The sequence below is a fragment of the Phenylobacterium sp. genome (assembly GCF_036677185.1).
Classification (GTDB): domain Bacteria; phylum Pseudomonadota; class Alphaproteobacteria; order Caulobacterales; family Caulobacteraceae; genus Phenylobacterium.
Map to the genome: position 1 here is coordinate 48,286 of NZ_JAKFEN010000029.1, position 20,386 is coordinate 68,671.

Annotated in this window: 18 protein-coding genes; 12 read left to right on the forward strand and 6 right to left on the reverse strand. The window is 68.6% G+C overall.

Features of this window, described 5'->3' with window-relative positions; genetic code table 11:
- Positions 1-5 precede the first annotated feature (5 nt).
- Together V6M51_RS18110 and cpaB are read right to left on the reverse strand one after the other, a co-directional pair.
- Positions 6-1,340: a type II and III secretion system protein family protein gene (locus V6M51_RS18110; protein WP_332769401.1), complete on the reverse strand. Its 1,335-nt coding sequence runs from the start codon at positions 1,338-1,340 to the stop codon at positions 6-8.
- Positions 1,340-2,158, reverse strand: coding sequence for a Flp pilus assembly protein CpaB (gene cpaB, locus V6M51_RS18115; RefSeq protein WP_332769403.1), 819 nt, complete (start codon positions 2,156-2,158; stop codon positions 1,340-1,342). Before cpaB ends, V6M51_RS18110 begins: the two co-directional genes overlap by 1 nt.
- Positions 2,159-2,386: 228 nt before the next feature.
- On the opposite strand from cpaB, the gene V6M51_RS18120 reads away from it, so the two are divergent.
- The 7 genes from V6M51_RS18120 (at position 2,387) to alr (ending at position 9,981) form a co-directional block, all read left to right on the forward strand.
- Positions 2,387-2,935, forward strand: a complete 549-nt coding sequence (locus V6M51_RS18120; RefSeq protein ID WP_332769404.1) for a peroxiredoxin — start codon at positions 2,387-2,389, stop codon at positions 2,933-2,935.
- A 320-nt stretch (positions 2,936-3,255) separates the two neighbouring features.
- Positions 3,256-3,660: a 30S ribosomal protein S6 gene (gene rpsF, locus V6M51_RS18125; protein ID WP_332769405.1), complete on the forward strand. Its 405-nt coding sequence runs from the start codon at positions 3,256-3,258 to the stop codon at positions 3,658-3,660.
- Positions 3,660-3,926 carry a 30S ribosomal protein S18 gene (rpsR, locus tag V6M51_RS18130; RefSeq protein ID WP_254833425.1) on the forward strand — a complete coding sequence of 89 codons (267 nt, stop codon included), beginning with the start codon at positions 3,660-3,662 and terminating at the stop codon, positions 3,924-3,926. Before rpsF ends, rpsR begins: the two co-directional genes overlap by 1 nt.
- Positions 3,927-3,939: 13 nt before the next feature.
- Positions 3,940-4,527: a 50S ribosomal protein L9 gene (rplI, locus tag V6M51_RS18135; protein ID WP_332769406.1), complete on the forward strand. Its 588-nt coding sequence runs from the start codon at positions 3,940-3,942 to the stop codon at positions 4,525-4,527.
- A 232-nt stretch (positions 4,528-4,759) separates the two neighbouring features.
- On the forward strand, positions 4,760-7,240 hold the full coding sequence (locus tag V6M51_RS18140; RefSeq protein ID WP_332769407.1) for a TonB-dependent receptor plug domain-containing protein: 2,481 nt from the start codon (positions 4,760-4,762) through the stop codon (positions 7,238-7,240).
- A 163-nt stretch (positions 7,241-7,403) separates the two neighbouring features.
- Positions 7,404-8,897 (forward strand): replicative DNA helicase, encoded by a 1,494-nt coding sequence (locus V6M51_RS18145; RefSeq protein WP_332769408.1) that lies wholly within the window; start codon positions 7,404-7,406, stop codon positions 8,895-8,897.
- Between the two features lie 19 nt (positions 8,898-8,916).
- The gene (gene alr, locus V6M51_RS18150) at positions 8,917-9,981 is read left to right on the forward strand and encodes an alanine racemase (protein ID WP_332769410.1); all 1,065 of its coding nucleotides are present in this window, start codon (positions 8,917-8,919) and stop codon (positions 9,979-9,981) included.
- Here alr and V6M51_RS18155 read toward each other — a convergent pair.
- Positions 9,978-11,159 (reverse strand): Yip1 family protein, encoded by a 1,182-nt coding sequence (locus V6M51_RS18155; protein WP_332769411.1) that lies wholly within the window; start codon positions 11,157-11,159, stop codon positions 9,978-9,980. The two genes, alr and V6M51_RS18155, sit on opposite strands and share 4 nt — an antisense overlap.
- A 150-nt stretch (positions 11,160-11,309) precedes the next feature.
- On the opposite strand from V6M51_RS18155, the gene radA reads away from it, so the two are divergent.
- From radA to V6M51_RS18180, 5 genes are read left to right on the forward strand one after another with little or no spacing between them, the layout of a single operon-like run.
- Positions 11,310-12,674 (forward strand): DNA repair protein RadA, encoded by a 1,365-nt coding sequence (radA, locus tag V6M51_RS18160; RefSeq protein WP_254833431.1) that lies wholly within the window; start codon positions 11,310-11,312, stop codon positions 12,672-12,674.
- A complete protein-coding gene (locus V6M51_RS18165) occupies positions 12,665-13,300 on the forward strand; it encodes a CvpA family protein (RefSeq protein ID WP_332769414.1) in 636 nt (211 codons plus the stop codon). The genes radA and V6M51_RS18165 overlap by 10 nt, the downstream gene beginning before the upstream one ends.
- Positions 13,297-14,796 (forward strand): amidophosphoribosyltransferase, encoded by a 1,500-nt coding sequence (gene purF, locus V6M51_RS18170; protein WP_332769416.1) that lies wholly within the window; start codon positions 13,297-13,299, stop codon positions 14,794-14,796. Before V6M51_RS18165 ends, purF begins: the two co-directional genes overlap by 4 nt.
- Complete coding sequence (locus V6M51_RS18175) at positions 14,793-15,776, forward strand: bile acid:sodium symporter family protein (protein WP_332769418.1); 984 nt, start codon at positions 14,793-14,795, stop codon at positions 15,774-15,776. The genes purF and V6M51_RS18175 overlap by 4 nt, the downstream gene beginning before the upstream one ends.
- The gene (locus V6M51_RS18180; protein ID WP_332769419.1) at positions 15,773-16,522 is read left to right on the forward strand and encodes an SDR family NAD(P)-dependent oxidoreductase; all 750 of its coding nucleotides are present in this window, start codon (positions 15,773-15,775) and stop codon (positions 16,520-16,522) included. Before V6M51_RS18175 ends, V6M51_RS18180 begins: the two co-directional genes overlap by 4 nt.
- Here V6M51_RS18180 and der read toward each other — a convergent pair.
- The 3 genes from der to V6M51_RS18195 are packed head-to-tail and all read right to left on the reverse strand — an operon-like array spanning position 16,470 to position 20,319.
- On the reverse strand, positions 16,470-18,122 hold the full coding sequence (gene der, locus V6M51_RS18185) for a ribosome biogenesis GTPase Der (RefSeq protein WP_332769420.1): 1,653 nt from the start codon (positions 18,120-18,122) through the stop codon (positions 16,470-16,472). The genes V6M51_RS18180 and der overlap by 53 nt on opposite strands.
- A gap of 20 nt (positions 18,123-18,142) precedes the next feature.
- On the reverse strand, positions 18,143-19,546 hold the full coding sequence (locus tag V6M51_RS18190) for a PQQ-like beta-propeller repeat protein (RefSeq protein ID WP_332769422.1): 1,404 nt from the start codon (positions 19,544-19,546) through the stop codon (positions 18,143-18,145).
- Complete coding sequence (locus V6M51_RS18195) at positions 19,543-20,319, reverse strand: tetratricopeptide repeat protein (RefSeq protein ID WP_332769424.1); 777 nt, start codon at positions 20,317-20,319, stop codon at positions 19,543-19,545. Before V6M51_RS18195 ends, V6M51_RS18190 begins: the two co-directional genes overlap by 4 nt.
- Between the last annotated feature and the right edge of the window lie 67 nt (positions 20,320-20,386).

Below are 20,386 nucleotides of genomic sequence, written 5' to 3' on the forward strand. Positions count from 1 at the left end.
AGGGCTCATCCGCGGGGCGACTTGGCGCTGACCGGCGCCGTCATCGGCTGGTCCAGGGCCTTGCCGTCCAGGATCAGGTCGATCGCGCTGGCCTCTTGCCCGGTGAAGGGATCGGGCTGGTTGGCGGGCGCCAGGTCGGCGGCGGTGGCCAGTCTCGGCGTGACGATGATCACCAGCTCGGTCTCGGCGCGGCGCCAACGCGCCGAGCGGAACAGCGCCCCCAGAACCGGCACCTCGCCGACGCCGGGAAGTTGGCGGACCTGGTTGACATAGTCCTGCTGGAACAGGCCGGCGACCGCGAAAGCCTCGCCGTCCTTAAGCTCGATGGTGGTGTCGGTGCGGCGGACCACCAGGCTGGGAATTTCGAAGCCCTGGATACGCAGATTGTTGTTGTGGTCGAGCTGGCTGACCTCGGGGGCCACTTGCAGACGGATCAGGCCGTTGTCCTGGACGGTCGGCAGGAAGTTCAGCTTCACCCCGAACTCGCGGAACTCGATGCTGACCGTGTTGAGGCCGGCGGGCACCGGGAACGGGAACTCACCGCCGGCCAGGAAACTCGCCTTCTGGCCGGACAAGGCCACCAGGTTCGGTCGGGCGAGCGTGCGGATCACGCCCTTCTCCTCCAGGGCCGCCAGGGTCAGGTCGACATTGGCCGACCCGATCGAGCCCGAGAGCCGCAGCGCCCCCTGTGGCGCCGTGTTGCCGATGAGGCCATTGCCGGTGGCCAGGGCGAAGGACCCATTGGACGCCGTGAGGTTGAAGCCCACGTCCTTCAGGGCCGAGCGGCTGGCCTCCAGGATGCGGACCTCGAGGATCACCTGCTGCGAGGCCCGGACGGTCAGGGCGGTGGTCACCGCCTCGGGAGCGAACTTGTCGGCCAGGGTCTTGGCGCGCGCGGCCGCGGCGGTGGTCGAAACCTCCCCCGTGAGCAGCAGGCCCTCTCCCAGGTTGCGCACCCGCACGCCCTCGCCAGGCAGGGCCGCGGCGAGATCGGCCTCGAGCGACTCGGCGTCGTAGCCGACGCGCACGTCGATCACTTCCTGCAGCTGGCCGCCGCCGCCGTAGATCAGCAGGTTCGTGGAGCCCAGCGCCTTGCCGCGCACATAGAAGCTGCGGTCCGTGGTGGCGACGATTTGGGCGGTTTCGGGCTGGGCCACCACGATCTTGGAAGCCGGACTGTCCAGGCGGAAGGACAGCGACTTGTTACGAGGAACGTTGATGATGCGGCTGCGGGCTGACTCGCTGACGAACGACTCCGCGGCCGAGGCTGGGGCCGGGACGGCCGTCAGGAGGGCGGCCACGGCGCAGAACACGCGGGCCGGGGTCTTGGATCGCGGCATCACGCGCCCTCTCCTTCAACGATCTGGATGATCGAGCGCGGCGCGGACGGGGCCGCCGCGCGGCGCGGACGGGCCGCGCTCGACGCGCCTTGGGCGGCGCCGCCGACGACGTCTCGCGTCGAGAGTGGGGCGATGGCCTCGATCGCGGCCTGGCCGGAGGCGCGCAGGGCCAGGGACAGCTCGCCGAGACTGGCGGCGACCGCCAGCTTCTGGGCGTCCTTGACGCTCACCTCGAGGGTGGCGGTGTTCGGACTGGCCGGCTTGTTGGAGGTGGGATCGGCGTTGAGGTCGACCCCGAGGACGCGGGCGTTCTGGATGACCACCTCGGACTGGATGACCTTGTGGGTGTCGTCGGTCGACAGATCGCGCATCAGCACCACGTCGACCCGGTCGCCCGGCAGGGCGTGGCCGCCCACGCCCGAGACGTCGGAGACCTTGATCGTATAGGCGCGAAGTCCATCGGCGATCTCGGCGGCGACCGAGGGCCGCGCGCCGGGGCCGGAAAGCTTGGCGGGCAGCACCGCCTCGCGGATGGCGATCGGGGTCAGCGCCACCGGCGCGCCCCCGTGATCCTGGGCCAGCACCTGCGCCACAGTGGCGAAAGCTCCAGCCGGCGCGGCGTCGCGCGGCATGCGCACCACGGTCAGGCGCGCCGCGTCCAGCCGCTCGCCGTACTTGATGGCGCGGGAGGCGACGACCACCGAGACGGCGTTGGCCATCGGCGACCGAGGCGAGGCCTGGGCGACATTTCCCTGGGCCGGCAGCATCACCTTGGCGACCACCAGGGCCCCGAGGCCGAGGGCCGCCGAAGCGCCCAAACTTGCGATCGTGACTACCCGCAACGCCCCACCCCTGGATGCTTCGTACATTCAGAGGGTTAGCGGAGCAGCGATTGCGATAACCTCAACGAAGTAAGTGAATGTTCAGAAAGGTTAACAACCTTGGCCGAGGCGCTGGCGCGCGCCAGGGGACGAAAATCCCCGCGCCCGCAACGAAGACAAAGCCGGCCGCCGGCCGTATGATCCCGGCAACTGGGAGAAAATCGCATGCACCGTCTCGCCCTCGTCGCCGCGCTCACCGCCCTCGCCGCCACCCCGGCCCTCGCCGCGCTCAAGCAAGGCGCCAAGGCGCCGGACTTCACGGCCCAGGGCTATCAGGCCGGCAAGCCGATCACCTTCTCCCTGGCCGAGGCGCGCAAGAAGGGGCCGGTGGTGCTGTACTTCTTCCCTGCCGCCGACACCGCCGGCTGCAACCTGGAAGCCCGGCTGTTCGCCGAGGCCACCGATGGCTTCAAGGCCCAGGGCGCGACCGTGATCGGCGTCACATCGGGCAATCTCGACAAGCTCGCCGCCTTCTCCGCCGACACCGAGAAGTGCTCGGGCAAGTTCCCGGTCGCGGCCGACCCCAATGCGGCGATCGCCGGCCAGTACGACTCCAAGCTGGCCATCCGGCCCGGCCTGTCGGACCGCACCTCCTACGTGATCTCACCCGCCGGCGAGGTGGTGCACGCCTATTCGAACCTGAACGCCAATGATCACGTCACCGAGACGATGACGGCCGTGAAGGCCTGGCGCGCGAAGCATCCTAAGAAATAGCGCCCTTCTCCCTCCCCCTTGTGGGGAGGGCAGACCGCGTTAGCGGTCGAGGGTGGGGCTTTCCGAAGCTTCGATGAGGCCGCCGGGCTTCCCCACCCTGGCGGCTGCGCCGCCGTCCCTCCCCACAAGGAGGAGGGACAAGAGCGAAATCCCTTGCCGAAACAGCGGTTTTCCCGTACTAGCGCGCCTCTTCACGGAAGGCGGTCTCAAGCCGGAACGCGAAAGGGTCGGGAAACTCCCGGCCGCCGCGCCTGAGATCCATCGTTTCCGACGGTCACCCGCCGCCGGACGCGCCGCCCTCCAAATGGGAAAAGGAAACCATGGCGCTCTACGAGCACGTCGTCATCTCGCGGCAGGATATCTCGCCGCAACAAGCCGAAGCCCTCAACGACACCCTGAAGCACCTGATCGAAGAAGGCGGCGGATCCGTCGCCAAGATCGAGTACTGGGGCCTTCGCAACCTCACCTATCGCATCAAGAAGAACCGCAAGGGCCACTACTCCCTGCTCTCCATCGACGCCCCGGCGCCGGCGGTGAAGGAGATGGAGCGCCAGCTGTCGCTGAACGAAGACGTCCTGCGCCACCTGACCGTCCGCGTCGACGAACTCGACCTGGAGCTCTCCCCGGTTCTCGCCCGTCGCGACCGTGATCGTGAACGCGAACCGCGCCGCGACGACTTCGGCTCGAAGGACGGCGGCTTTGCTCCGAAAGAAGGGGGCTTCTGATGACTGACGAAACCGCAACGGCCCCCGCGGCCGCCGGCGCCGCGCGCCGTCCCTTCTTCCGCCGCCGCAAGGTCTGCCCGTTCTCCGGCGCCAACGCCCCGAAGATCGACTACAAGGACGTGAAGCTGCTGCAGCGTTACGTCTCCGAACGCGGCAAGATCGTGCCTTCGCGCATCACCGCGGTGTCGGCCAAGAAGCAACGTGAACTGGCCAAGGCCATCAAGCGCGCCCGCTTCCTGGCCCTCCTCCCCTATGTCGTGAAGTAAGGGAGCCAGGCACATGAAAGTCATTCTGCTCGAACGAGTCGAAGGCCGTGGCGGCCTGGGCGACGAAGTCACCGTCAAGGACGGCTACGCTCGCAACTACCTGCTGCCGCGCCACAAGGCCCTGCGGGCCACCAGCGCCAACAAGAAGATCTTCGACGCCCAGCGCGCCGATATCGAGGCGCGCAACCTCAAGGCCAAGGACCAGGCCGGCAAGGCCGGCGAGTCCCTCGACGGCACGGCCTACATCCTGATCCGTCAGGCGGGCGAGACCGGCCAGCTCTACGGCTCGGTCAGCGGTCGCGACGTGGCCGACATCGTCAACGGCGCCGGTGGCAAGGTTGACCGCTCGATGGTGTCCCTCGACAAGCCGATCAAGACCCTGGGCATGCACCCGGTGAAGATCCGCCTGCACGCCGAAGTGGTCGTGACGGTGACGATCAACATCGCCCGCAGCCAGGACGAGGCCGAACGCCAAGCCCGCGGCGAGAACGTCATCACCTCGCAGTTCGAGGAAGACCGGATCGCCGACGAGGAAGCCGCCGCCGACATGGCGGCCGGCGGCGCCGGTTCGCACGACGTGGACTTCGGCGCCGACCACTAGGTCGACGCCTTCCAGACCCAAGACCGCGGCGCGGAACCCCCGGGTTCCGCGCCGTTTTCTTTGCGCGGGACGGATACCGGCCCCTAGATGCCGAGTAACTGAGCAGCCACGTGTTGCGTTTGCGTAGTTTTGTGACAGTTTTGCCATACCGGACGGGCGCAAACACCCCTAGTTTCAAAACCCTAGACGCCGACGCGAGGCCGAAGGACCCGCGGGCATTCCTGGGGGACTCATGAACACTCGACATATCCTGCTCGCGACGGCTTCCGCCGCGACCCTGTTCGCCGGCGGCCAAGCGATGGCCCAGACACCGGCCTCGGCGACCGAGCTTGAGGAATTCATCGTCACCGGCACCCGGGCGGCCAACCGCACCGTGCTCGACACCGCCGCGCCCGTCGACGTGATCAGCGCCGCCGAGCTGAACCAGCTCGGCGTGACCGAGGTCAATCAGGCGCTCTCGGTGTCCCTGCCCTCGTTCAACTTCCCGCGGCCTGGCCTGGCCGACGGCACCGACACCATCCGCCCGGCCACCCTGCGCGGCCTCGCCCCCGACCAGACCCTGGTCCTGGTGAACTCCAAGCGCCGCCACTCGGCCTCGCTGGTGAACGTGAACGGCACCATCGGCCGCGGCGCCTCGTCGGTCGACCTGAACACCATCCCCTCGGCCATGGTCTCCTCGATCGAGGTGCTGCGTGACGGGGCCTCGGCGCAATACGGCTCCGACGCCATCGCCGGCGTGCTGAACCTGCGCCTGCGCGAAGCCAACAGCGGCGGCGGGCTGACGGCCACCTACGGCGCGCGAGTCACCACCGTGAAGACCCTGGTCGCGTCACCGCCGGCCGGCGCCAACTGGACCGTGGCCGACAAGGCCAAGTACGACCGCACCGATGGCGAGACCATCAATCTCTCGGGCTGGATCGGCCTGCCCCTGGGTGAGTCCGGCTTCCTGACCCTGGCCGCCGAGTACCTCGACCAGAACAAGACCATCCGCACCGCCCCCGACTGGCGCCAGCAGTACCCCCTGGTGGCCGGCGCCTTCGATCCGCGCGAGGCGAGTTTCGACCGCTACAACGCCTGGTTCGGCGAGCCGGACGTCAAACAGTACTCGCTGTTCGCCAACGCCGGATACGACGTCAGCGACACCACCAGCCTGTATGGCTGGGCCAGCTACCAGAACCGCGAGGCGCTTTCGGCCGGCTTCTTCCGCCGCGCGCTCGACGACCGTAACATCACTTCCATCTACCCGAACGGATTCCTGCCGCTGATCAATCCGACCGTGGAGGACTTCTCGGTCGCCGGCGGCGCCAAGTCCAAGCTGGGTAGCTGGGATACGGACATCTCGCTGGTCTACGGCTCCAACGAGATGGATTTCGTGATCCGCGACACGCTGAACCGGTCCATCGGGCCCAGCAGCAAGACGGTCTTCGACGCCGGCGGGTTCGAGTACAACCAGCTGGTCCTCAACGTCTCCGGCGTGCGGACCTACGATGTGGGCCTGGCCTCGCCGCTGAACGTCGCCGCCGGCCTCGAGTGGCGGAAAGAAGGCTACGAGATTCACGCGGGCGAGCCGGACTCCTACCGCAACGGCGGCGCCTTGCTGAACGGCGCCCCGACCCCCTCGGGCGCCCAGGTCTTCCCGGGCTTCCGGCCGTCCAACGAGCTCGACGAGGACCGCACCTCGGTCGGCCTCTATCTGGACCTCGAAGCCAACCTCACCGACGAACTCCTGATGTCGGCCGCGGTTCGGGCGGAGTCCTATTCCGACTTCGGCGAGACGGTGACCGGCAAGTTCGCCGCGCGCTATGACTTCAGCGAGAACTTCGCCCTGCGCGGCTCGATCCAGAACGGCTTCCGGGCCCCGTCCCTGCAGCAGCAGTTCTTCTCGACCACCTCGACGAACTTCATCAACGGCGTGCCCTTCGACATCACCACCTTCCCGGCGACGGATCCGGTGGCGGCGGCCCTGGGCGCGAAGCCGCTCGACGCCGAGAAGTCGGTCAACTACGCGATCGGCGCGGTTTTCCGCTTCGGCCGGGTCAACCTGACGATCGACGCCTATCGCATCGATATCGAGGACCGTATCGTCCTGTCGGAAAACCTGACCCAGGCGAACGTGCGCGCCTATCTGGTCTCCCAGGGCTTCGTGGCCATCGGCGGCGGACGCTTCTTCATCAACGGCGTCGACACCGAGACCCAGGGCGTCGACATCATCGCCAACTTCAAGCACAACACCGAGGCCATGGGGACCTTCGCCTTCACCCTTGGCGCGAACTTCAACTCCACCGACGTGACCAAGGTCCCGGCCACCGCCCAGCTCTCGGCGCTCAACCCCGCCCCGGTGCTGTTCGACCGGGTGAACGTCCTGACCTTCGAGAAGGGCTCGCCGGAATCCAAGTTCACCGGCTCGGTGGACTGGACCCTCGACAAGTTCGGCGCGACCGTGCGGGCCACCCGCTACGGCGAGGTCCTCAGCCCCGGCACCACGGCGGCCCTGGACCTGACGCTGAAGGCCAAGGTCGTGGTCGACCTGGAAGGTCGCTGGAACGTCACCGAAAAGGTGCGCGTCTCGGTGGGCGCGGACAACGTGTTCGACGAGTATCCGACGGGTTCGCCGCCGATCCTCAACACCACGTCCAACACCCCGTTCTCGAACTACGCGCCGTTCGGCCGCTCGGGCCGCTACCTCTACGGCCGGGTCGCCTATAACTGGTAGGATCTTCGGGACCCTACGACCGGGACTGACGCGACGCGGGGCTACGGTCCCGCGTCGTTTCGTTTCAGGCTTGTCCACAGGTCGGCGGAATTCCTGTTAGCGGACGGCGGACAGCCAATGCGCCACAGTGCAAGCCACCGCGGCGTCAAGCTATCGGTAACCCATGGCTCTCGTTCCCGCCCTCGACCTCCGCCCCGCCCACAATGACGCGGCGATCCCGCACGCCCCGGCCAATATCGAGGCCGAGCAGGCTCTGCTGGGCGCGGTGCTCTACGACAACGCCGCCTTCGAGCGGATCGGCGACTACCTGCAGGCGCGCCACTTCTACGAGCCCTTCCACCAGCGGCTTTTCTCGGCCGTCGAGACCGCCGTACGCAAGGGCCAGCTGGCCGAACCGATCCTGTTGGCCGAGCAATTCAGCCGCGACGCGGCCTTCGAGGAGCTGGGCGGGGTGCGCTACCTCGCCGACCTAGTGGACCGCGCCCCGCCGTCGGCGAACGCCAACGACTATTCGCGGGTCATCTACGACCTGGCCCTGCGCCGAGACCTGATCCGGATCGGTGGCGACATCTCCACCACCGCCGCCCAGCCGGACGCCGAGCGCTCGGCCCGCGACCAGATCGAGGCGGCCGAGCAGCAGCTGTTCAGCCTGGCCGAGACCGGCTCGGTCAACCAGGGTTTCATCCCCTTCGCCGACGCTCTGCACGGCGCCGTCACCATGGCCGCCGAGGCCCACGCTCGCGACGGCGGCCTGGCCGGCATCTCCACCGGCCTGATCGATCTCGACAAGAAAATGGGCGGCCTGCACCCGTCCGACCTGGTGATCCTGGCCGGCCGTCCCTCGATGGGGAAGACGGCGCTGGCCTGTAATATCGCCTTCGACGTGGCGCGCCACTACGCGTGGGAGCCGCAGCCGGACGGGTCGAAGAAGACCGTTTCCGGCGGGGTCGTGGCCTTCTTCTCGCTGGAAATGTCGGCCGAACAGCTGGCCATGCGCCTGTTGGCCGAGGTCTCCGGGGTCTCCGGCGACCGGCTGCGCAAGGGCGAGATCACCGCCCTGGAATTCGGTCGGATTCGCGACGCGGCTCTGGAGATCCAGGACGCGCCGCTGTTCATCGACGCCACCGGCGGCATCACCATCGCCAAGCTGGCCGCCCGGGCGCGCCGCCTGAAGCGGACCAGCGGCCTGGACCTGATCGTCATCGACTACCTGCAGCTGGTCACCGGCGGCGACGGCGCCGGCAAGAACGACAACCGGGTGCAGGAAGTCTCGATGATCACCCAGTCGATGAAGTCCCTGGCCAAGGAGCTGTCGGTGCCGATCATCGCGCTCAGCCAGCTCTCGCGTCAGGTGGAGAACCGCGAGGACAAGAAGCCCCAGCTCTCCGACCTGCGGGAATCGGGCTCCATCGAGCAGGACGCCGACATGGTGATGTTCGTCTATCGCGAGGAATATTATCTGGGCCGGACCGAGCCGCGGGAAGGCACGCCCGAGCACCTGACCTGGCAGGAGCAGATGGACCAGGTCGCGGGCATGGCCGAGGTGATCATCGGCAAGCAGCGTCACGGCCCGATCGGCACGGTGAAACTGTCCTTCAACTCCGACATCACCAAGTTCGGAAACCTCGCCCGCGAGGGATTCTACAACGCGCACTAAACCGGTTATGGGAGCGACGATGCCTGCTCCCTCCTCCGCGCGCCTGACCATCGATCTCGACGCGCTCGCCCACAATTACGCGGTGCTGCGCGACCTTGCGCCGGGCGCCGAGCCTGCTCCCGTGGTCAAGGCCGACGGCTACGGCCTGGGCGCCGTCCCGGTGGCGCGCCGGCTGTGGGCGGAAGGCGCGCGCGCCTTCTTCGTGGCCCGGCTGAGCGAGGGCGAGGCGTTGCGGGCCGGGCTCGGCCACCCGGCCACCATCTACGTGCTGGACGGCTTCACGCCCGACACCGGACCGCGGCTGGCGGCCGCGGACCTGACGCCCGTCCTCTCCAGCCCTGCCCAGGTCGAGGCGGCCAGCGCCTTCGCCGAGCCGGTGGCCATCCAGGTCGACACCGGCATGAACCGCCAGGGCCTGACCGCCGCCGAGGTCCGGGACCTGGCCGCGAACCTGCCGCCGGGTCTGCGCGTCGAGACGATCATGAGCCATCTGGGCTCGGCCACCGATCCGGCCGATCCACGCAACGCCGCCCAGCTCGACGCCTTCGCCGCGGTGCGGCGGCTATTTCCGGGGGCCCGCGCCAGCTTCGCGGCCTCGGCGGGGATCGCGCTGGAGCATGTCTATCACTTCGATATCGTCCGGCCGGGGATCAGCCTCTATGGCGGCGGCCCCGAGGAGCGGCCGGACCCGCGCCTGAAAGCCGTGGCCACCTTCGAGGCGCCGATCCTCTATGTGCGCCAGGTCGGGGCCGGCGAGATGATCGGCTACGGCTCCAAGACCATCGTCGAAAACGACAGTCGCGTCGCGGTGGTCGCAGCGGGCTATGCGGACGGCCTGATCCGCGGGGCCATGGGTCGCAGCCATGCCTGGTTCGCTGGCGCGCCGCGCAAGGTGCTGATCGTCACCATGGATCTGATCGCCATCGAGATCGGCGAGGCCGAGGCCAGCCCCGGCGACATGGTCGAGCTGCTGGGGAGCCATGTGCTGGTTGATGACCTGGCCGCGGCGGCCGGCACCGTCGCGCACGAATGCCTGGTGCGCCTGGGCGGCCGGGCCGAGCGGGTCTATCTGGGCGAGCGCTAGCCCTTCTTGGCCAGCGCCTCCAGGCGGGCCGGACCAACCGAGGCGACGGCGGCCTTCAGGTCCTCGATGCGAACGCCGTCGCCCTCGGCGGCGACCATGAAGCGGTCGCCGACCAGGACGCTGTACTCGCCGTGCTTCGAGCTGGCGTTGTAGGACTCGGTGGTCATGCGGCCGTCGACCTTGCCGACCTTCTCGTACTTGCCGTCGCTCTCGCTGGACGACTGGACGTTGAAGGCCCCGGCCATGCCGGCAAGGGCGCCCGCCGCGCCCAGGTCGGTGACGCTGAGCCGGATGCGCGCGTCGCCCTTGGTGTAGACGCCCTCGGCCTGCGAGCCGGTGACGCCGCCGGCTCCGCCCGAGCCGGTGGTGACCTCGGTCCGGGCGAAGCCCGCCACATCGGCGGGCAGATAGGCCTTCAGCAGGCTAGGATCGGTGGGCGCCGGCCCCTCGCCGCTCTCCATCTGCTTGGCGGCGGCCTCCATCTTCTTCGAGGCTTCCTCCAGCTTGCCGAGGTCGACCTTGTTGCCGCCGAAGGTCACGGTTCCGGCGCTGTGGTCCGCCATCAGGCCCGAGCCTCGGCCGATCCTCTGCAACGGACTGAGGATCGTCATGATGATGAGCCCCAAGACAAACATCACGACAACGATGACGACGGTGTAGCTGGTGGCCTTGTCGTCCGGGGCCTTCATCAGCCTGGGCAGGCCCCTGTACAGCAGGAAAAGGCTGTAAAAGCCTAGGATTGCGAGGATCTTGAGCGGTCCGGGCAGGATCAGCGCGGCTCCGGCCACCCAGGCGGCGGTGCCGGAATAGGCCGCGACCTTGAAGGCCTGGATCTGGTTCTTGGTGCCGCCGAAGGTAGGCGCCAGACCGTCGATCACGAGCGCCATCAGATAGACCCAAGCGAGCGTCGCCCCGAAGCTCACGATTGCATTGACGACGGACGCTAGGACTGGAGGCTTGTAGCCGAAGCCGAACATCCCGTAGCCGAACACAATGGCGCCGATCAGTCCGGCCACCGCCGGGATCAGGGCCAGGGGGATGACATAGCCCTTGTAGAGCCCTCCGATGGTCGCCGGCTCGTCGTCGATCACCGCCCAGGTGGCCGAGGGCTGCAGCAGTATGGATTTCGCACGCTCGACAAGACCCGACGCGGCGGACCCTGGTTCAACTGTGCTCATAGACGCCTCCCAGCCTGTAAAAGCCTCAGTCCAATCCCCACATGGCGAGCCTAGCCTATGCCGTCCTTTCGGCAACCGGCTTCGATCTGCGACGGACGCGGACGTTCCGCCCGTCTAAACTGTCGTCTTCAAGCGAATCAGGGAGCCCGCATGGCCCGCGACGGCGCCGTCTATGTCTGTCAGTCCTGCGGGGCCACGCAGACCAAGTGGGCCGGCCAGTGTCCCGCCTGCGGCGCCTGGAACACCCTGGTCGAGGAGCTGCAGTCGCGGCCGCCCGGGGCGCTCGCGCCCAGCAAGGCCTCGCGCACCCGCGGCCTGGCCTTCCAGGGCCTGGATGAGCACACGCCCTCCCCGCCCCGGATCGCCACCGGGGTGGACGAGTTCGACCGGGTCTGTGGCGGTGGGGTGGTGCCGGGCTCGGCGATCCTGCTGGGCGGCGACCCCGGTGTCGGCAAGTCGACCCTGTTGATGCAGGTCATGGCCAGCGCCGCCCGGCGCGGGGCGTCCTGCGCCTATATCTCCGGCGAGGAGGCCATCGCCCAGGTCCGCAGCCGCGCCCAACGCATGGGCCTGGCCGACGCGCCGGTGAAACTCGCCACCGAGACCAGCCTGCGCGACATCCTCGACAGCCTGAAGCGCGAGAAGTTCGACCTGGTGGTCATCGACTCCATCCAGACCATGTGGAGCGACGTCCATGAGGCCGCGCCGGGCTCGGTGACCCAGGTGCGCGCCGCCACCGGCGAGCTGGTGCGACTGGCCAAGAAGCAGGGCGTGGCGATCATCCTGGTCGGCCACGTCACCAAGGAAGGCACCATCGCCGGGCCCCGGGTGATCGAGCACATGGTCGACGCCGTCTTGGCCTTCGAAGGCGAGCGTGGCTACCCGTTCCGCATCCTGCGAGCGGTGAAGAACCGTTTCGGCGCCACCGACGAGATCGGGGTGTTCGAGATGGGCGACGCGGGGCTGGGCGAGGTGAAGAACCCCTCGGCCCTGTTCCTCGACACCTCCGGCGAGCGGGCGGCCGGCGCGGCGGTGTTCGCCGGCATCGAGGGCTCGCGCCCGGTGCTGGTGGAGTTCCAGGCCCTGGTGGCCCCTTCGGCCTACGGCACACCCCGCCGCGCGGTGGTGGGCTGGGACTCGGGACGCCTCGCCATGGTGCTGGCGGTGCTGGAGACCCGCTGCGGACTCTCCCTGGGCAATCGCGATGTCTATCTCAACGTAGCCGGCGGCCTGCGGGTCAATGAGCCCGCCGCCGACCTGGCCGCCGCCGCCGCGCTCGCCTCCTCGGCCCTGGACGCGGCCCTGCCTCAGGACTGCGTGGTGTTCGGCGAGATCAGCCTGTCGGGCGACATCCGCCCGGTCAGCCGCATGGACTCGCGCCTGAAGGAAGCCGCCAAGCTGGGCTTCCGCCGCGCGCTGGGACCCAAGGACATCGACGGAGGCGGCATGAAGATCGACGGCGTGAGCCGCCTGGCCGAGGCCATAGCCCGCATCGGCGAGAGCCAATGGGACTAGAACCCTTGCCCTGGTTCGACATCATCGTGGGCCTGGTCCTGCTGGTCTCGGCGGGGGTGGGCTTCTATCGCGGCGGCACGCGCGAAGTGGTCACCGCGCTGGCCCTGATCATCGCAGCCCTGGCGGCGGTCTTCGGTCTGCGCTGGTCGGGCCCCATCGGCCGCAACCTGATCGATCCGGACTGGCTGGGCACGGTGAGCGCCGGCCTGGTGGTGTTCGTGGCGATCTACGGCCTGCTGCGCATCACCGGAGCCGGCATGGTGCGGAAAGTCCGCGATATGCAGGTGCTGGGCATGCTGGACCGGGTCATCGGCCTGGGATTCGGGCTGATCCGCGCCCTGGTGGTCCTGGGGGCCTTCCATCTGGTGTTCCACGTCGCCACGCCGCCCGACCGTCTGCCCAGTTGGATGACGGGTGCGGCCTTTTATCCCCTGACCCGCGCGGCGGCCGATACGCTAAAGGCCATTGCGCCCAAGGGTTTCGACATGGCCGACAAGCTACGCCCCTCGTTCGACGAGGCGGTTCGTGACGGTTCCAAGTCGGCCGGGGGTGACTCTCGGGACGCTCAAGGCTATGACCCCGGCGAACGCGGCGGGCTCGACGATCTGGTGGAGAAATCCCGATGACTCAGGATCTGGATCGATGGCGCCAATCGGCGCTGAATCCCCGGGATCCTGACGACGACACTCCCCGACTGGAATGCGGCGTGTTTGGCGTCTTCGACGTCAACGCCGCGGCGGCCATCACGGCGCTCGGCCTCCACGCCCTGCAGCATCGCGGCCAGGAAGCTTGCGGCATCGCGGTCTTCGACGGCCAGCGCTTCCACACCGAACGCCATATGGGCCATGTGGGCGACGCCTTCGCCGGGGCCGACCTGGTCGACCGCCTGCCCGGCCACATGGCCATCGGCCACACCCGCTACTCCACCGCCGGCGGCAGCTTCATCCGCAACGTCCAGCCGATGTTCGCCGACCTCGAGGCCGGCGGCGTGGCGCTGGCCCACAACGGCAACCTGACCAACTTCCTGACCCTGCGCGAGCAGCTGGTCTCGGAGGGCGCGATCTTCCAGTCGACCTCCGATTCCGAGGTGATCCTCCACCTGCTGGCCCGCTCGCGGAAATCGCGCTTCGTCGACCGGTTCATCGATGCGCTCTCCCGCATCGAGGGCGGCTACGCCCTGGTGGCGCTGACCAACAAGAAGCTGGTGGGCGTGCGCGATCCGCTGGGCATCCGCCCCCTGGTGCTGGGCGAAGTCGACGGCAAGTACGTCCTGGCCTCGGAGACCTGCGCCCTGGACATGATCGGCGCCCGCTTCGTCCGCGACATCGAACACGGCGAGATGGTGGTCATCGACCACGACGGCATCGAGAGCCTGAAACCCTTCCCCGCCGCCCGCGCCCGGCCCTGCATCTTCGAATATGTCTACTTCGCCCGCCCTGACTCCGTCGTGAACGGCCGGTCCGTCTATGACGTGCGCAAGCGCATGGGCCGCCGCCTGGCCCAGGAAAGTCACGTCCCGGTCGATGTGGTCGTTCCCGTGCCCGACTCCGGGGTGCCAGCGGCCCTCGGCTATGCCCAGGAGACCGGCGTGCCCTTCGAAATGGGCATCATCCGCAACCACTATGTGGGCCGCACCTTCATCCAGCCGACGCAAGGCGCCCGGGAACTTGGCGTGCGCATGAAGCTCTCGCCCAACCGCAATGTCCTGGCCGGCAAACGGGTGATGCTGATCGACGACTCCATCGTGCGCGGCACCAATTCGGTGCGCGTGGTGCGGATGGTGCGCGAGGCTGGGGCTGCGGAGGTGCACCTGCGCTCGGCCTCCCCGCCCATCAAGTGGCCGGACTACTATGGCATCGACATGCCTGACCGCGAGCACCTGCTGGCGGCCAACAAGTCCGTCGAGGAGATCGCCAAGATCCTCGAGGTCGACTCCATGGGCTATCTCTCGGTCGACGGGCTCTATGCGGCGATGAACGCCGACCCGCGCGACCCGGTGAACCCGCAATTCACGGACCACTATTTCACCGGCGATTACCCGACGCGGCTGCTGGACCGAGAGATCGCCGAGGGCCGCAACGACGGGACCGATCGCCAGCTCTCGTTCCTGGTCGACGCGTGATTTCAAGGATCGCGGCCTGGCGCAAAGCGCTGGGCCTGGATTGGTACATCGCCGCCATCGTCGGCATGGTCGTGCTGGCCTCGATCCTACCGGCTCGGGGCGAGGCCGCGCCGGTGGTCGCCACCGCCACCAAGTTCGGCATCGCCCTGGTCTTCTTCCTGCACGGCGCCAAGCTCAGCCCCGACGCCGTGATCAAGGGCCTGCTGCACTGGCGGCTGCACGGCCTGGTGCTGGTCACCACATTCATCCTCTGGCCGCTGACCGGCCTGGGCGCGGCGGCGCTGCCGAGCTGGGCCCTGCCCGCCGCCCTGGCGCCGGGGGTGGTGTTCCTGGCCTGCCTGCCCTCGACCATCCAGTCGGCCATCGGCTTCACCGCCATCGCCCGGGGCAACGTGGCCGCCGCGGTCTGCGGCGCCTCGGCCTCCAACCTGATCGGCATGGTCGCCACCCCGGTGATGGCGGGCGTCCTGCTGGGCGCCCAGGGCGAGGGCGTCTCGCTCGCCTCGCTGCAGGCCATCCTGCTGCAGCTCCTGGCGCCCTTCCTGGCGGGTCAGCTTTTGCGGCCGTGGGTCGCCGGCTTCATCCAGCGTCACGCCAAGCCCTTCGGCCTGGTGGACCGCGGCTCGATCCTGCTGGTGGTCTACAACGCCTTTTCGGGCGCGGTGGTGGCCGGGATCTGGAGTCAGGTCTCGGCCCTGGACCTCGCCAGGATCATGCTGATCTGCGTGGTCCTGCTGGCCACATCGCTCGGATTCATGGTCTGGGTGGCCCGCATGCGCGGTTTCTCCGCCGAGGACGAGATCGCCATCGTGTTCGGGGGCTCCAACAAGAGCCTCGCCGCCGGGGTCCCCATGGCGGGGGTGCTGTTCCCCGCCGCCACTGTGGGCTTCATTCTCCTGCCGGTGATGCTCTATCACCAGTTCCAACTTATGACCTGCGCGGCCATGGCGCAGCGCTATGCCAAACGAGTTCCTGCATGACCGCCTCCCTCCCCCTCGACGGCAAGATCGCCCTGGTCACCGGCGCCACCCGCGGAATCGGCCGCGCCTGCGCCCTGGCGCTCGCCCAGGCCGGAGCCCACGTGGTCGCTGTCGGCCGCACCCAGGGCGCGCTGGAGTCCCTGGACGATGAGATCAAGGCCGCCACTGGCAAGGCCGCGACCCTCGTGCCGCTGGACCTGACCCAGGGCGACACCATCGACGGCCTGGGCCTGGCGATCCATGAACGGTTCGGCCGGCTGGACGTGCTGGTCCACGCCGCCGCCATCCTGGGCGGGCTGTCGCCGATCTCGCACATCGACCCGTCGAACTGGGAGAAGGTGTTCTCGAGCAACGTCACCGCCACCTATCGGCTGATCCGCTCCACCGAGCGGCTGCTGCGGGTGTCGCCGGCCGGACGGGGCATCTTCTTCACCACCGGCCGCGTGGAGCGTCCCAAGGCGTTCTGGGGGGCCTATGGCGCCTCGAAGGCCGCCCTGGAACACCTGGTGCGCACCTGGGCCGACGAACTGGAGAACACCACCATTCGCGCGGTGCTGGTCGATCCGGGCGTGATGCGCACCAAGATGCGCGCCGAGGCCATGCCGGGCGAGGATCCGATGACCCTGCCCGAGCCGGCCGAGATCGGCCCGATGATCGTGGAGCTGGCGCAGGCCGACCTGGGCCTGCCCAAGGTCAACGTCCGCTTTTCCGACTGGGCGGCGGCCGGGAAGCTCGCTTCGGCTTGACGCCGGGGCGCATCAGCTTGGCCTTGCGCCCCTTGGGCGTGGGGCCGGCGCCGATCTTCGGCTTGCCCACCGAGGCCAGCTTGGTCTTGGGCTTCACCTTGGGTTTCGGCTTGGCCTTCGCGGCTGGCGCATCGAGTTCCGCCGCCATGGCGGCCGCGGTGATGCCGGCGCGGGTGGCCGCGACGCCCTTGGGGGCGGCGGCCTTCTTGCCGATCTTGGGGGCGAACACCGGGGCCTGGGAGCGCGGCTTGGGCCCGCCCTTGTCCTCGCCCTCGGCATAGGGGTTCTTGTTCGACTTGACGGTGAGCCGCATGGGCACTCCGGGCATGTCGAAGCTCTCCCGCAGCGAGTTGATCAGATAGCGCCGGTAGTGGTCGGGCAGCTGGTCGGCGCGGCTCGCGAACAGCACGAAGGTCGGCGGCCGGGCCTTGGTCTGGGCCATGTACTTCGGCCGAACGCGGCGACCACCCACGGCCGGCGGCGGATGGCGCTCGATGGCCATGTGCAGCCAATCGTTGAGGTCGCGGGTCTTGACCTTGGTCGACCAGTCCTTGTGGACCTTGATCACCGCGGGCATCAGCCGGTCGAGATGGCGGCCGGTCTCGGCCGAGAGCGCGATCACCGGCGAGCCGCGCAGCTGCGGCAGCAGGCGCCCAGCCTCCTCGATGAGGTATTTCAGCGTCGCGCCCTGGTCGGCCACCAGGTCCCACTTGGCCAGGCAGAAGACCAGGCCGCGGCCCTCCCGCTCGACCAGATCGGCGATCTGCAGGTCCTGAATCTCGAAGGGGTGGGTGGCGTCCATCACCAGGATGACGATCTCGGCGAAGGTGATCGCCCGGATCGAGTCGTGGGTGGAGAGCTTTTCCAGGTTCTCCTGGACCTTGGCCTTGCGGCGCAGGCCCGCCGTGTCGACCAGGCGGATGGCCTGGCCGTCCCAGGTCCAGTCCACCGAGATGGCGTCGCGGGTGATGCCGGCCTCGGGGCCGGTCAGCAGGCGATCCTCCCCGATCAGCTTATTGACCAGGGTCGACTTGCCGGCGTTCGGGCGGCCGACGATGGCGATGCGGATCGGCTTGTCGGCCTCCTCGGCGGCTTCCTCGTCGTCGTCCGGCTGGACGGCCAGCAGGGCCTGGAAGAGGTCGGCCATGCCCTCGCCGTGCTCAGCGGAGATCGCGACGGGTTCGCCCAGCCCCAGGCCAAAGGCCTCCATGACGCCGACGTCGCTGGCCTTGCTCTCGGCTTTGTTGGCCGCGACGATCACCGGCTTGTCGTGCTTGCGCAGGATCTCGGCGAACACCTCGTCCATCGGGGTCACGCCGTCGCGGGCGTCGATGACGAACAGGGCGACGTCGGCCTCGGCGATGGCGAGCTCGGTCTGCTGGCGCATCCGCGATTCGAGGCTGTCGTCAGTGACGTCCTCGAAGCCGGCGGTGTCGATCAGCTCCAGATCGAGATCGCCGATGCGGCCCGTGCCGTAACGCCGGTCGCGGGTGACCCCCGGCTGGTCGTCGACGATGGCGAGCTTGCGCCCGGCCAGCCGGTTGAACAGCGTCGACTTCCCGACATTGGGACGCCCGACAATGGCTAGCCGCATCGGCATGGCGTCACGTTTCGTCCGGTCTAACGCAGCGCGATGAGTTGAGCCTCATCCGTCACGACATAGATGGTTCCGTTCACCGCGATCGGACCGATCAGGGTGGAGGAGCCAAGGTTCAGGGTCTTTTCGACTTCGCCGGTCTTGGCGTTGATCGCCACCAGCTCGCCGCTGGTGCCGGCCAGGACGATGCGGTTCGAGGCCAGGATCGGGCTCGACCAGATCGGGCGCACCGTAAAGTGTTTCCGGCCCAGGAACTTCATCCCGAGCAGTCCGCCCTTGCCCTGCTCCCGGCCGACGCCCAGGTCGCGGATCCAGTAGATCTGGCCGCTCTCGCGGGCGACGCAGATCACTTCGCCGGACTTCGACACCACATAGACCACGTCGCCGGCCGGCCACGGGGTGGTGATGCCGGTCACGGGCAGGCTCCAGCGCGCCTGGCCGGTGCGTAGGTCGGTGGCGGCGAAGACGCCGGAGTGGCTCACCGCGAAGACGTCGCCCTGGTAGATCACCGGGCGGCCCGGGATGTCGCGGATCTCGGACAGAGCGTTGTTGCGATTGGCGCGGCTGAGCGCCTCGTTCCAGAGGTCGTTGCCGTTGGCCGCGCGCAAGGCCACCAGTTCGCCGGACCCAAAGGCCGCGACCACGGTGTCGCCCGACACCGCCGGCGAAGAGGCCGCCAGGATGCGCGCCGATTCCGACAGGCCCTGATAGGTCCAGCCGTCGGCGCCGTTTGCGGTGTCGAAGGTCAGCAGGGTGTTGTCCACGGCGACCACGAACAGGCGTCCGCCCGAGACGGTGGGCGCGGCGTGGATCGGTTGTTCGGTCATCGTCTTCCAGACGACGGCGCCGGTGTCGGCGTTGAGCTGGGCGACGAACCGATAGCCCGAGGCGACATAGAGCTTGCCGTCAGCCACGGCGAGGCCGCCGCCGAAGGCTTCCTTGTCGCGCTTGCTGCTGGGGCGGAGGTTGGCCTTCCAGACCTGCGAGCCGGACTGGGCGTCGAAGGCCGAGACCGTGGCCTCGCCGTCCATGACGAAGATCTTGCCGTTGGCGGCGACCGGCGGGGCGGTGACGTAAGCGCCCTTGCCCGAGCCCTCGCCGAAGCCGCGCTTCCAAGCGATGGACAGGCTTCCGCCCGCCTCCGGATGGCCCACCGACTGCTCGGCCGTGCCGCCGGGCAGCGGCCACTCGGTGACCGGCGCGGGGGTCGGAAGGAAGAAGTCCGCGCCCTTGAGAGCCTCGGCGACTTCCAGCTTCTGGTCGGCCGCGACGATGGAGATGCGCTCGCCCTCGGCGGCGGTCTCGCTGGGACCATCGTCCCCGCCGCGATTGAACGGGTTCAGCCTGTTGATCGTCGAACAGCCGCTCACGGCCACGGAGGCCGCGAGAAGCAGGACGAGCAGGCTGTTACGGCGGATCGACGTCATTGGGGTCCAGGGGCTGGCTGTTGCGGCGCGGGCTGGGCTTGGAGGCCGGGCGGCAGGGCGCCCGGCGGAAGGGCGACGGCGGGCGGCAGGGCCAGGGCGGCCTTCACCGCGCCGGGCACGGCCTTGGCCGAACCGGAATCGATCAGGGCGATGGCGGCCTTGGCGCGCTGGCTGACGCCCTCGCCGCCGTCGACCATCAACGACAGCACGGAGAACTCGGTCCGCGCGCCCGGCAGGTCGCCGGCCATGATCTTGGCGAAGGCCAGCGCTTCGCGCGCTTGGACCCGATAGGGGCGGCCTTCCTCGGTGAGCGGCTTCAGGCGCGCCTCCATGTCCTTGTACGGGCTTGAGTCGAGCAAGGCGAAGGCGGATTTGAGGCGGGCGACATCACCCAGCACCGGGGTCGGCGCGGCCTCGGCGGCCTCATCGAACAGCTTCACGGCTTCCGGGACCTTGCCGTCCGAGAGCTGGAGCCCGCCCAATTGCTGAAGGGCCAGGGACCTGTAGGCCTTTGACGAGGACTTGCCGACCTCGCCCCACAGCCGCACGGCCTCATTGCGGTCGCCCGAATTGAAGGCCTGGATGGCCGCGGCATACTGATCCGAGGCCTCGGTGTGGGCCTTGGCGCGATAGTTCTGATAGCCCCAAATTCCGAGGGCGACGACAAGGGCCAGCACCAAGGCCCCGCCGATCCACGGCAGGGTTTTCAGCGCAAGCGCCTTGTAGCGGTCGGAGCGGAGCTGCTCCTCGACCTCTTCAAAGACATCAACCACGAAAGGGGACTCCGCGCGAAAGGGCGTTAGGGTTTTGAGCGGGGGAACCTATAGCGGCGGGACGTGC